12 protein-coding genes are annotated in these 12,928 nt (G+C 37.4%); 8 read left to right on the top strand and 4 right to left on the bottom strand.

Annotated features, from left to right (window positions below):
• Positions 1-33: 33 nt before the first annotated feature.
• From LF887_RS17840 to LF887_RS17830, 3 genes are all read right to left on the bottom strand, one after another.
• On the bottom strand, positions 34-1,560 hold the full coding sequence (locus LF887_RS17840; protein ID WP_236855602.1) for an endonuclease: 1,527 nt from the start codon (positions 1,558-1,560) through the stop codon (positions 34-36).
• 280 nt (positions 1,561-1,840) lie between these two features.
• On the bottom strand, positions 1,841-2,371 hold the full coding sequence (locus tag LF887_RS17835; protein ID WP_236855601.1) for a DUF4136 domain-containing protein: 531 nt from the start codon (positions 2,369-2,371) through the stop codon (positions 1,841-1,843).
• Positions 2,372-2,377: 6 nt separating this feature from the next.
• Complete coding sequence (locus LF887_RS17830) at positions 2,378-2,560, bottom strand: DUF5522 domain-containing protein (RefSeq protein WP_047420972.1); 183 nt, start codon at positions 2,558-2,560, stop codon at positions 2,378-2,380.
• A 39-nt stretch (positions 2,561-2,599) separates the two neighbouring features.
• Between LF887_RS17830 and LF887_RS17825 the strand changes: the two genes are divergently transcribed.
• From LF887_RS17825 to LF887_RS17790, 8 genes are all read left to right on the top strand, one after another.
• The gene (locus LF887_RS17825; RefSeq protein WP_236855600.1) at positions 2,600-2,926 is read left to right on the top strand and encodes a hypothetical protein; all 327 of its coding nucleotides are present in this window, start codon (positions 2,600-2,602) and stop codon (positions 2,924-2,926) included.
• A 287-nt stretch (positions 2,927-3,213) separates the two neighbouring features.
• Entirely contained in the window at positions 3,214-4,122 is a 909-nt protein-coding gene (locus LF887_RS17820; RefSeq protein WP_236855599.1) for a 1-aminocyclopropane-1-carboxylate deaminase/D-cysteine desulfhydrase, read from the top strand.
• Between the two features lie 15 nt (positions 4,123-4,137).
• Positions 4,138-5,196, top strand: coding sequence for a glucosaminidase domain-containing protein (locus LF887_RS17815; RefSeq protein WP_236855598.1), 1,059 nt, complete (start codon positions 4,138-4,140; stop codon positions 5,194-5,196).
• 67 nt (positions 5,197-5,263) lie between these two features.
• Positions 5,264-6,553, top strand: coding sequence for a glutamate-1-semialdehyde 2,1-aminomutase (gene hemL, locus LF887_RS17810; RefSeq protein WP_236855597.1), 1,290 nt, complete (start codon positions 5,264-5,266; stop codon positions 6,551-6,553).
• A gap of 215 nt (positions 6,554-6,768) precedes the next feature.
• Complete coding sequence (locus tag LF887_RS17805; RefSeq protein ID WP_236855596.1) at positions 6,769-8,103, top strand: amidohydrolase; 1,335 nt, start codon at positions 6,769-6,771, stop codon at positions 8,101-8,103.
• Positions 8,104-8,121: 18 nt separating this feature from the next.
• Positions 8,122-8,787, top strand: a complete 666-nt coding sequence (locus LF887_RS17800) for an ankyrin repeat domain-containing protein (protein WP_236855595.1) — start codon at positions 8,122-8,124, stop codon at positions 8,785-8,787.
• 175 nt (positions 8,788-8,962) lie between these two features.
• On the top strand, positions 8,963-9,808 hold the full coding sequence (locus LF887_RS17795; protein WP_236855594.1) for an AraC family transcriptional regulator: 846 nt from the start codon (positions 8,963-8,965) through the stop codon (positions 9,806-9,808).
• 82 nt (positions 9,809-9,890) lie between these two features.
• Positions 9,891-11,129, top strand: a complete 1,239-nt coding sequence (locus LF887_RS17790; protein ID WP_236855593.1) for an amidohydrolase — start codon at positions 9,891-9,893, stop codon at positions 11,127-11,129.
• A 386-nt stretch (positions 11,130-11,515) separates the two neighbouring features.
• Here the strand turns inward: LF887_RS17790 and LF887_RS17785 are convergent, their stop codons facing one another.
• A complete protein-coding gene (locus LF887_RS17785; RefSeq protein ID WP_236855592.1) occupies positions 11,516-12,922 on the bottom strand; it encodes a hypothetical protein in 1,407 nt (468 codons plus the stop codon).
• Positions 12,923-12,928: the final 6 nt, after the last annotated feature.

The following is a 12,928-nucleotide window of genomic DNA, read 5'->3' as shown; positions in this document are numbered from 1 at the left end:
GACCAACCTTTTTTATATCCTTAAATCTTAAGATTATTTTACTAAAAACTGCATGGTAGACTGATCCAGTTTTAGAATATAAACTCCCTGGCCAAGATTTCTCGTCCTGATTGAATTGCCATTTTTGAAAGGCTGGTCAATGCTCTGCAAAACCTTACCCTGAAGACTATAGATTTCTGCCTTTTTAACATGCTGAAGGTCGCCGTTTACAAAAATCTCCTGATTGGTAACCGGGTTAGGAGAAATGGTAAAGCCTTGTACAGAAGTATCAGTTGCAATACTTTGAATTTGTCTTGAAGCAGATCCGGAATAGCAGGTCCAGGTAAGGTCATCAATCGCGACCCTGTTGCTTGTTGAAGTATTCACAAGGCTTACCGATACATTTCCTGAAACATTGATATTACTGATGGTTGTGGTTGCCGCTGTTGCACTATAAGGAACAGTCCCCACTTTAGTTCCGTTGACCTTTACATCAAAAGTTCCGTTAGTTCCCGTAAACTTAAGCTGAGTGGTTACCGTTAAAGAACCAATACCATTTCCGGAATTACCGGAAGTTAACGAGCCGCTTCTTACCGTAATCGCTTTATTATTGATTGTCTGGTCAGTTCTCGAATCTGTGGCAGTCCATGAAATACCGTTGTTACTCCAGGTAGTAGTGGAATAAGAAGCGCTGGCAGCCGGAATAGTTTCAAAACTTTCGCTTCCACAGTTCGTTGAAGGAGTAGTAGGGTTCGTATTTGTTCCGTTTGTATTGGAAGAGCCCCAGATAAGATTGACATAATTGGGATTATCAATAAAAGGATTTCTGTTACCCTGATAACTGTAAGACGCATTATTCCTTTTGATTTCTGCCTGAGAAACAGGATCCTGATTATGCCACGCCAGAAGAACATTCAGTTCCCAGGTCTGTAATCCGGGAAACGTAGAACTTCCCAGCATATTTCCCGATGTAAAAGAAGAAAGCTTACTTTGATAACGGGTGACAAAATAGAAGATCATACGGGCTACATCCCCTTTAAACTCATCGATAGGTTCAAAAACGGTTCCGGCATATCCCGAAGAAGCAGAACTACCAAGTTTTGATCCGTTTTTAGAAGTAAAAGTAGCACTTCCTACCTTTCCGAAAGGATAATTACTTCTCATTCCGTTTACCTTCCCGTCAGTAGCTCTGATGAAGTGAATATCAGCTACCATTGGGGAAGCTTCATTAAACAGGCTCTGAGGAATAATATGTTCCCTGTTATAACAGTTTCCTTCTGTAGAATAAGTCCCGCACTGGTTTGTTCCGGGCGTATATTTATAAGGATCAGCACCTACAGGTTTTTCGGAATAAATGTCAAGAATAGACCCGTCATTTTCGTAATCCTTATCAATATCTGTGGTTTTGTAGGCCGTCCACAACCCATTGTACCCTTTGTCCTGATGTCCGCTGGTGACAATGCTGCTTAATGCTGTTTTCAGTGCTGCGCCACTCAGTCCGTTGGCTGAATTATAATATCCTGCAGGAGCCTGAGCTTGGGCAAGTCCCGCAAATACAGAGAATAAGATGATTTTTTTCATATCAATACAAGTTTTAGCAAGAATACTACATTTTTATCAATCAAAAATTACATTATTATTAATTTTGAATGTACAACATTCAAAAATTGACAGGCAATACTAAATAAGTGATCAATATTTCACCTTTAAAATACATTTTAATCTTAGTAGAGCGGGTCATGAATTGGCAAAAAGAAAAAGTTGAGTTGTAAAATATGAATAGGGTGTGCTTTAGACCGTTTAAACAAATAAAAAAGCCGGCACAAGAGATGTACCGGCTATATAATGGATGATTTAAATTTTATTTTTTCAGTTGTGGCGGATAATTTTTCATAATCTCAGCCATGATTTCAGGAATCTGTCTCTGTTTAGATTTTGGAGAATCTACAGAAATTCCGCTTCCTATACCCTGCCAAACCAATTTATTGGTTTTTGCATCAATCAGGTCTACGATTAGTGCTCCTTCATTGTAATTGCTGGTCCATGTTCTGTTCATACCAACCCCCCATCCGAATGGGCCGCCCCATCCCCACATACCGTAAGGAGAAGTCGTATTGATGTCAGTGATTTTTTTATGATTCGCTTTTACGTTGATAATAAGATCAGGATTCTCTCCGGACTGAAGTCCTTTGCTTTGAAGCTGTCTCGACAGTTCATTAAGAACTCTGTCTTTATCAATATCATTCAGTTTCAAATCGTCAATTCTTATTTTATATGTTTTGTAAGAATTGAAATTGGCGGTTTCAGCATAATCTGAGCGTATCTGAAAAGGGCTACAGGAAGTTAAACCTAATGTAGCTGATGCCAACAAAATAAAAATGTATTTTCTCATTTTATTTTATTTATTTTTTTTATCACTTTTAATGAATGTATCAGTCTTTTTGTCGTACCCGTAAGGACAGTGTCTGCAGCCGCTTTTACAGCAATGACCTCTTTTCAGATGGAACTTTTCTGTAAAAACTTTGTATCCCTGTTCGTTATAGTAAAAGTCTTCACCTTCTTTGATATCATAATGGGCCATAAGTTAAATGCAAGTCAAAAAACTTTTTATATTTGTTATATGATAATTGTGTGCCAAAAGCCATTAAAAAAATTAAAAATTAACGGCATAGCTCTTTTTCCCTTTATCTTCATAAGGAAACCCGAAGATAAGGAAAATAATGTACTTATCAATCACGAAAAAATCCATCTACGCCAGCAGCTGGAAATGCTCATTATTTTTTTCTACATTTTTTATGTCATTGAGTATTATTACTGGTTTTTCAAACTCAAAGACGGCTATCAGGCTTACAGAAGAATCTCATTTGAAAGAGAAGCCTACGCCAATGAAAATAACCTAAACTATCTCAAAAAAAGAAAATTCTGGAACTTCAGAAAATATTTATAGAATCATAAATGTTGAATGTCCCATTTCGGGATCTGTATGTAGGCTCATGAATTCCAATATTCCATATATACAATAAGATCGGCGGGTTCATCCCTCTCACCAAATAAATCAAAACACATATAATTTACTCAAACCCAAGCCCCTCTCATCTCAAGTCCAATCATCTGTGAAAATCCGTGTCATCTTTGGTCAAAAAAAGAACCCATACTCTATAAAAACATAAAACCTCCACAACACTAAATCTTTTCCTACTTTTGCAAAATAAATCTTGAATAGTCAAAACTGAAATGCTATTAAAACTTCCTACAGAACCTATTCCTATTCAGGAAATTCCAATCCATAAAAATATAAAGCTCTTCATTAAAAGGGAAGATCTGGTCCACCCTCAAATTTCGGGGAACAAATACTGGAAACTTTTTTATAATATTAATAACTATCTGGCAGGAGATCCTGATAAACCTTATATTATCACTTTTGGCGGAGCATTTTCCAACCATATTGCGGCCCTTTCTGCAGTAGGAAATCTCGCAGGCATTCCTACCCTGGGGATCATAAGAGGAGAAGAGCTGGAACATAAGTGGCGAGATAATCCTACTTTACTTTTTGCCAAAAGAAACGGAATGAACCTGAAATTTGTCAGCCGTGAAGAATATCGTCATAAAGAAAAACTCACAGAATTCCTTCAGCAAGAGTTTCCGGAGGCATTAGTGGTTCCTGAAGGAGGTACCAATGAAGATGCTGTGGCAGGGGTGAAAATGATGCTCAATGAGCAAACAAAAGATTTTGACTATCTTTGCACGGCAGTCGGAACCGGAGGAACCGTTGCCGGAATTTCAAAATTCTGTGAAGACAATCAGAAAGTTGTAGGATTTAAAGTAGTTAATGATGCTTCACTGGAAAATAAAATATCTGAATTAACTTTGAAAGAGAATTTTAATCTAATAGATTCAGGATTCGGAGGTTATGGCAGGATAAATGATGAGAATATCCGTTTTATCAATGATTTCAAAGAGAAATATGGTATTCCTTTAGAACCGATATATACAGGAAAAATGATGCAGAAGATTTTTGAACTCATTGAAGAAGATTTTTTTCCTGAAAACAGCAGGATTTTATGCTTTCATACTGGAGGACTACAGGGAATTGAAGGCGCTAATCTGCTTTTAGAAAAACAGAATAGAAATTTAATTATATAAGTAAAATTGAAAAACATGAAAAGACTTTTTCTATCCATAAGCCTTTTAGTTTTATCAAAATTTTCAGCCCAGAGCTGGGCAACCGAAGATCAGTACATTCAGAAGTTTGCTAAATATGCAGTAGAAGAAATGGAAAAATATAAAATTCCAGCTTCTATTACACTAGCACAGGGACTTCTGGAAACCGGAGGCGGGCAAAGCAGATTAGCGTTGGAAGGTAAAAACCATTTCGGCATAAAATGTAAAGAAGACTGGGCCGGTAAAACGATGAAACATACTGACGACGCTCCCAATGAATGCTTCCGTGTATATGAAGACCCAAGGCAGTCTTATGAAGACCATTCCATATTCTTATCTACCAGAAAATATTACGCAAATCTTTTCAAACTGGATATGAAAGACTACAGAGCGTGGGCATATGGCTTAAAAAAGGCAGGTTATGCAACCAATCCCCGCTATGCTGCCATCCTGATCACTAAAATTGAAAAATATAAATTATATGAGTACGACAATACCAGTTCTAACGAAGTATTGTATGCCGTTCTTAAAATGTATCCGGACCTGAAAGACGACAGAACTTTCATGGCACAGCTGGAACCTGCAAAAGCAGGAAGAAAAGCCAAAGAGCCGGTTACCGTAGAAGTTCCTTACAAACAGACTTCTTACGCACAGCAGCAGAAAAGAGTAGAGAGAATCAAAACGAAAGCTGAAATTCTTAACTCAATTCTTATTAAAAGTCATCCTAATGACGGTCTTAAATATATTGTAATCCCTGAAGATACTGACGTAAAGTTCATTGCCAACAAATTCAAAGTCAGCGAAAGCAGATTGATGAAATGGAACGAGCTTGAAGGTGAAACTTTGAAGAAGAATGATATTGTTTTCCTTGAATCCAAAAACTCTACAGGAAATACAGCCACATACAAAGCAGAATCTGGAGAAGATATGCACGATATCGCACAGAAATTCGGAATCAAATTAAATAAATTATATGCTAAAAACAGAATGGATGAAGGACAACAGCCATCTGCAGGACAATTGATTTATTTAATAGACAAAAAACCTAGAAACTAATTTTTGTTAATAGTCTGGTAGTTGACATTGGATTGCTGACTATCACCTATTAGCTATCAACTACTATATGAAGTATCAAAGAAGTTCGGCTTTATTTGATGAAGCCTACAAATACATTCCGGGAGGAGTAAACTCTCCGGTAAGAGCATTCAAATCCGTAGGAGGAGTGCCTGTTTTTATGAAATCTGCTAAAGGTGCTTACCTTACCGATGCAGACGATAATACCTATATCGATTATATCAATTCATGGGGTCCGGCAATTTTAGGACATACACATCCTGAAGTGCTTGAAGAGCTTAAAATCCAGGCAGAGAAAGGGTTCTCTTTTGGGGCTCCTACAGAACTTGAAACCGAAATTGCAAAATTCATTGTTGAAAATGTTCCGAATATTGACCAGATCAGAATGGTTTCTTCGGGAACAGAAGCATGTATGAGTGCTATCAGACTGGCAAGAGGATATACTGGAAGAGATAAGATTGTAAAATTTGAAGGCTGTTATCACGGACATTCAGATTCATTCCTTATCAAAGCAGGAAGTGGTGCTGCTACATTCGGAAACCCAAATTCTCCGGGAGTAACTGCAGGTACGGCAAAAGATACTTTATTGGCCCGTTATAATGATTTTGAGCAGGTTGAAGATCTGTTCCGTCATAACCAGGGAGAAATAGCAGCCGTTATTATTGAACCGGTTGCCGGAAATATGGGATGTGTATTACCCGAAAATAATTTCCTTCAGAACTTAAGAAAAATCTGTGATGAAAACGGTGCTTTATTAATCTTTGATGAAGTAATGACCGGTTTCAGATTGGCTTTTGGTGGGGCACAGGAACTTTTTAATGTGAAAGCAGACCTCGTTACTTATGGAAAAGTAATCGGAGGAGGACTTCCGGTAGGAGCTTTTGCAGGGAAAAATGAAATTATGGATCATCTTGCTCCAAAAGGAGGAGTATACCAGGCCGGAACATTAAGTGGAAATCCATTGGCAATGAGAGCGGGATTAAAAACACTTCAGCTGATTAAAAATGATCCTGAATTTTTCAACAGATTAGAGAAGACAACTGAGACCTTAGATTTTGAAATAGGAAAAATTCTGAACGAAAAGGGAATTGCTCATAAAATTAACAGAAAAGGTTCTATGATGTCTGTATTCTTCGATATCAACAGAGTTTCCAACTTTGATGAGGCGCAGGAAGCTAATCATTCATTATTTAATAACTTCTTCCATCAAATGCTTCAGAATGGAGTATATCTTCCACCAAGTGGTTATGAAACATACTTTATCAGTGACGCAATCAAAGATAAAGAGCTTGATATGACGCTGGAAGCTGTAAGAAAATTTGAATATTCTAATAAGTAATATAAACAGACCGGATTTTATATCCGGTTTTTTTTATCTGAAAAATAATCCGCATACATAATGAACACGCTTCTTTATAATTCCCAATGAGCATTGAATACTGCATAAATTTATTGATATGAAATAACTTATCAATAAATTATACAGATGTTGTTATAAACCATACACTTCGTTCATGACAGAACTTTTTAATTTTGTCATAAAATAGATTGGAAATGAAGGCTTCAGACAACAATATATCCCGTAAAGATTTTATCAGAAATTCAGCATTGGCAATGGCGGGACTTACTTTAATCCCCAACATCATGACAGCATCCCCGTTTTTTGATGAAAATAACATCTCAGTAAAAGGAAAACAGAGCCTTAAAAATGTCCGTCTTGAAACGGGTTTTGTATATGAAGAAGGAGAAGTCTCTTCTACCAAAACCGATCTGTTTTATGTAGAAATTGAAAATGGAAAGATAACAAAAATCGCTTCCAACCAACCTGATGCAAAAGCTATAGATGCAAAAGGGCTGCTGATGCTGCCTGCATTTAAAGATATGCATATCCATCTGGATAAAACTTTCTATGGAGATCAATGGCAAGCCGTCAGAAAAAGAACCGGAGGAGTAAAGGGAATGATTGAGCTGGAGAAGAAAATTCTACCTGAAATGTTGAAAAAATCAACATTTAAAGCTGAAAAAATGATTGAATTATTGCAGTCCAAAGGAACTTCATATGCCAGAAGCCATGTGAATATTGAACCCACTTCAAAACTTCAGTCTTTAAAGAATCTTCAGAAAGCTTTAGAAAATAAAAAGAAGGGCTTTGGAGCAGAGCTGGTGGCATTTCCGCAGCATGGTGTGTTTTATACAGATTCAGCGCCTTACCTGAAGGAGGCCGCGAAAATGGATATTGATTTCATTGGAGGGGTAGATCCGTTCAACATTGATGGCAATATTGAAAAAGTAGTTGATTTCACGGTTCAGCTTGCTTTGGATAACAAAAAAGGAATAGATATTCACTTACATGAAACTGCTGATTCCGGTTTGAAAACAGTAGAATATCTGATTAAAAAAGTTAATGAAAATCCTTCCTTACAAGGGAAAACCTATTTGAGCCATTGTTTTATACTGGCTAAGTTGGAAGGGGCCAAACAGGAAGAAATAGCGGAAAAATTAGGGGATGCAAAGATTGGAATTGTTTCTACTATACCTTTTGGAAGAATGATTATGCCGATTCCAACATTGTACAAGCATAATGTAACTGTTTTGACAGGTAACGACAGTATTATAGATCATTGGAACACCTTCGGAACAGGAAGTGTACTTCAGAAAGCTAACCTGATGGCACAATTGTATGGATATTCAACAGAATTTCTATTGTCAAGAAGCTTAAAACTGGCTACAGGAAACATTCTTCCATTGGATGATAAAGGAACCCGGCAATGGCCTAAATCCGGAGACCAGGCAGATTTTGTACTGATAGATGCAAGCTGTTCAGCGGAAGCGGTGTCAAGGATTTCAGAAGTGAAGTCGCTGGTACATCAGGGAAATGTTGTTTTTTAATTCAAAAAACGAATGACAATGAAAGTATTCGTATTTCTTTTGGCATTTGGAAGTCTGAGTGCCTGTGAAGAGAAGCCCATAGATTTTCCAAAACAAGAGATGATGCAGGAAAGTGATATCATAAATCAGGTAAATAAAAATAATAGAGCTGCTGTAAAATCGGCTTTGGATAAAGGTGCTGATGTCAATACCAAGGATAATAATGGACGTTCTTTACTTCTTATTGCCACTATAGGGAAGCAGACCGAAATAGCAAAGATGCTCATTTCTTATAAAGCAGATGTTAACCTTCAGGATGATCAGCTTGACAGTCCTTTTTTATATGCAGGAGCAAGCGGGCAGACCGAGTTGGTAAGACTATTCCTTGATCATGGTGCCCGTTTTGAGGTCTTTAACCGTTATAATGGTACAGCTCTGATTCCTGCATGTGAACGTGGTCATGTAGAAACAGTAAAAGTTTTGGCTGAAGCAAAGGGATTTCCAATTAATCATGTGAATAGATTAGGCTGGACTGCTTTAATGGAAGCTGTAATCCTTGGAAACGGAACTCAAAAATATCAGGAAATTGTACATATTTTGAAAGATAACGGAGCTGATCTCAATATTCCTGATCATTCAGGAAAAACACCTTTGCAGCATGCGGAATCATTAGGGTTTAAAGAGATTGCCAGAATATTAAAGTGATAGAACATAGTTTTTAGTTTTAAAAAGCTATTTCTGAAAGAGTGTAATATTATGTAGACTTAGATATATATTTAGTTGTTGTGTTGAGCCACAAAAGGAGCATTGGCTTCTTTTGTGGCTATTTTATATTTGTTCTTGCATAAATTTTATTAATTTTAGGAGAAAATCGGGTAGAGTGGGGTATCATACGGATCATTTTCCTATTTTAGGAATTCAGGAGTTTAGTGAAAATCAGCTGAGGGGTTGCAATCTGCTGTTCAATGAACTCTATGGCGCACGTTCCATAGATGATCCACACAAACATGACTTCTTTATCATTAATCTTTTTGAGCATGGAGCAGGCTCACACACCATAGATTTTACCGAATATCCGGTTAAAGACCATCAGATTCATCTCGTTTTTCCGGATCAGGTGCATCAATGGGTGATTGAAAAAGAAACAATAGGGTATCAGCTGATGATCAGCAGGGATTGGTTTGAAACTTTTCTGCCATCCTTAAGGTTTTCTGCCTCTTATTATCAGAATCATCCGGTTATCAATCTTTCCGGGGATGTTTTTGATGCTTTTCTGTATGAGTTTCAGGCCATTCAAAAAGAGCTTAATGGCGAAAATGTTTTTTGGGAACTTATCAAAAAAAGAAGTGAACTGATTGGTTTGTTGGTGAGTAAAACCGTAGAAGGTGCTTTCAAAGATTTTGAAGTGTATAATTCCAATCCAATCATTTCAAAGTTTTTACACCTTATTGATGAACATTTCAAAACGGAAAGATCCGTCTCTTTTTATGCTGATAAACTTAATATCTCTGCCAATTACCTGAACATTGTGTGCAAGAAAAATCTTAATGCTTCAGCTTCTTCTCTTATTCAGGACCGAATTCTGCTGGAAGCAAAACGCCTCTTAAAAGTTTCCGAAATGTCAGTGAAAGACATTGTGTACGACCTCGGTTTTTATGATCATGCCAGTTTTTCAAAATTCTTTAAGGCACAAACCGGAATGACTCCTTCACAATTCAAAGAATAATTGATACAAAATAAGACATAATTGATACACCGGTTTTGAACAGCGTCTGGTGTAATTTTGTAGTTATTAAAATTTTAAAATCATGCAATTCCCTTATCAATTAACTGCAAAAGGAACATATTCACTGAAAAACGTCCGTTTGGAAACAGGTTTTAAATACGAAAATGAAGAGGTAACCGGAACAAAAACAGATCTTTTCAGTATTGAGATTGAATACGGAAAGATAAAAGCGGTAAAGACCAACGATCCTGCTTCCAATGCTGTAGATGCCCAGGGATACCTCATGCTTCCCGCGTTCAGGGATATGCATATCCATCTGGATAAAACATGGTACGGACTTCCATGGCAGGCACTTTCTCCGAAAAGAAGAACCGTAAAAGATATGATTGCGTATGAACAGGAAATCATTCCTGAGCTGTTGAAAACTTCCGTTGAGAGAGCGGAACAGCTGATCAGCCTCCAGCAGCATTACGGGACTCATTTTGCAAGAACTCATTTCAATATTGATACTACATCAGGAATGAAATCATTGGAACACCTTGAACAGGCTCTTGAAAATAAAAAAGATTCCTTTAAGGCTGAACTGGTTGCCTTCCCGCAACATGGTGTATATTACACAGAAACTGCCCCGTTAATGAAAGAAGCAGCAAAGCTTAAAAATGTAAGTTTTATTGGAGGACTTGATCCTTTAAGTATTGACGGAAGTATTGAGAAGGTAATGGATTTCACAGTACAGCTTGCCCTGGATCACAATAAAGGAATTGATATCCACCTTCATGAAGTAGGAGATTCGGGGATGAAAACCATCAATTATCTAATTGATAAGGCAATTGAGAATCCCGCACTCCAGGGAAAAACATTTGTTAGCCATGCTTTTGCTCTGGCGCATCTTTCTTCAAAAGAAACAGAGCAGATTGCGGAAAGACTGGCTGCAGGAAAAGTAGGAATAGCATCTTCTGTACCCTTCAACAAAACAATAATGCCAATTCCAACGCTAAAAAAATATGGAGTAAACGTATTAATAGGAAATGATAATGTGCAGGATTACTGGAGTACTTTCGGGTCCGGAAGTATGCTTCAGAAAGCAAATCTAATTGCAGAGTTGTATGGCTATGCGACAGAATTTGCATTGTCGAGAGCATTGCAGTTTGCAACACAAAGCACGCTTCCTCTGGATGAAAAAGGAGTACAGCAATGGCCGAAAGCAGGTGATGAAGCGGCTATAGTTCTGGCGGATGCTTCATGCTCAGCGGAAGCCGTTTCCAGAATGTCTGATATAAAAGCGCTGATGCACAACGGGAATTTATTTTGGCGAAGTTAATTTAAAATTTAAAATTTAAAATTGAAAGTTGAGAATTGAAAATGGGGAATTGAGAATTGAGAATTAAAGGGTGTCTTAGCATCAATATTTATTTTTCAAATCAATTGTTTCATCAATAGGAGTGGGCTTTGTCGCGCTTTAAGAAATAAATGAATCCAATTGGCTTTAGCTGAAACTCATATAATATTAATAACCGGTACCTGATAATCAAACAGTATCATGTCTGCTTTAAAATTTAGTGAGAAAACTCATTCAATATAAACATCTGTTAACAATGAAAATTCGTGATTCTTGTGATATCGAATGATGAGCATCAAAAAGCCTTCGGAAAATACATCCGAAGGCTTTTTTTGAAATTAAATCTAAGTACTATATTGTATGTAATCCTATAAATTAAAGTTGGTCCATCCTGCATACCAGGTATCGTTAGCATCAGCTACGGCACCTCTGTAGGTTACTTTCTTGAACCAAGTGCTTAATTTAGCATTTGTGAATGTTCCACCTGTCAATAATGGAGACCCGGCAGAAGGAGTAAAGTTTGGAGTAGTTCCTGCAGGAGCCCATGCACCGGCAAGTTTTAAATCTGCTGTAGAAGCAAGAATGGTGTTTCCTTTAGTATTAAACCAATTGGTAAGATCGGCTAATGTATAATTCGTTGGAGTAGAAGTAGAAGGTCCGAATTTTAAAGGAGTTGTATTTCCTGCTAAAATATTGTTTTCAAAGAATAGTCTGTTCCCTGTAATGTTGTTATCAGTTGGTGTACCCTTGGTAGCATCAATGAATAATCCGACAGGGAATCCTGTGAAAGCAGAGTTGAATACTGAAATTGTTGAATTTCTTCTGATCTGCAATGCATTTTGGAATAATGAGTTGATTGAGCCCGGAGCAGCAGAATTGATTGGCCCGATAATCGTCATGTTAGAGAATGTAGCTGATGTCTGCGGAGTTAACGGAGAACCGTTAGCATCGTTGTCAGATTCAAATGCATTAGAACCCGAAACGTCTGCTACCTGAGCGTCTCTTACTGCAATACCAAACTGGATATTTCCTGAGAAACCGTTATCTGTATCGAAATCGTCATCAAGGCCTTTATAAGAAATAAGGTGAGAACAGTTTACCGTTCCTCCGAACCATTCAAAACTGTCATCATTAGCATAAGCAACTTCTACATAATCTACAGTAGTACCATTACCTACACCTCCGAACGTAAGTCCGTTGATCTCTTTATCCGGTAAGAAAGCATACCCTGCATATTCAATTCTTACATACTTTAAGATCCCACTGTTGTCAGCAGCATTCGTTCCTCCATAAAGCCCAAGACCTTCAGAGTTATTGATACCACCTTCAATCTCTCCAACTCCGTTTACTCCTCCGAAAGAAGCATTGGTAGGAGCATTTCCTAAAATTACAACACCTGCCCAGTCTCCTTTTTTAGGACTTGGTTTCTCTGATGTGAAGATAATAGGGTTGGCAGCGGTTCCTTCTGCCATGATTTTACTTCCTCTGGTAATAATTAAAGCTCCGTTTTTATCAGCCTCACCTACAATTTTTGTACCTGGTTCGATTGTTAAAGTAGCTCCATTACTTACATATACTAATCCTCTTAGCTTATAGATCTTATTAGCTTTAAGGGTAAGATTCGATGTGATTTTTCCTGAAAGAATAAGGTTTTCAGTCTCTCCGTTTCCGTTACCACCTTGAACGATGGTTGGTCCATCTTCTTCTATATTTCTACAAGCGGTAGTTGATACTATAGCGCCAAGCATTAAAGAATATAAAACGAACTTTTTCATGTTATA

Origin of the sequence: Chryseobacterium sp. MEBOG06, from assembly GCF_021869765.1 — a bacterium.
Lineage (GTDB): Bacteria > Bacteroidota > Bacteroidia > Flavobacteriales > Weeksellaceae > Chryseobacterium.
The sequence above is the reverse complement of the archived record's forward strand: the minus strand, read 5'-3'. Positions and strand labels throughout refer to the sequence as shown.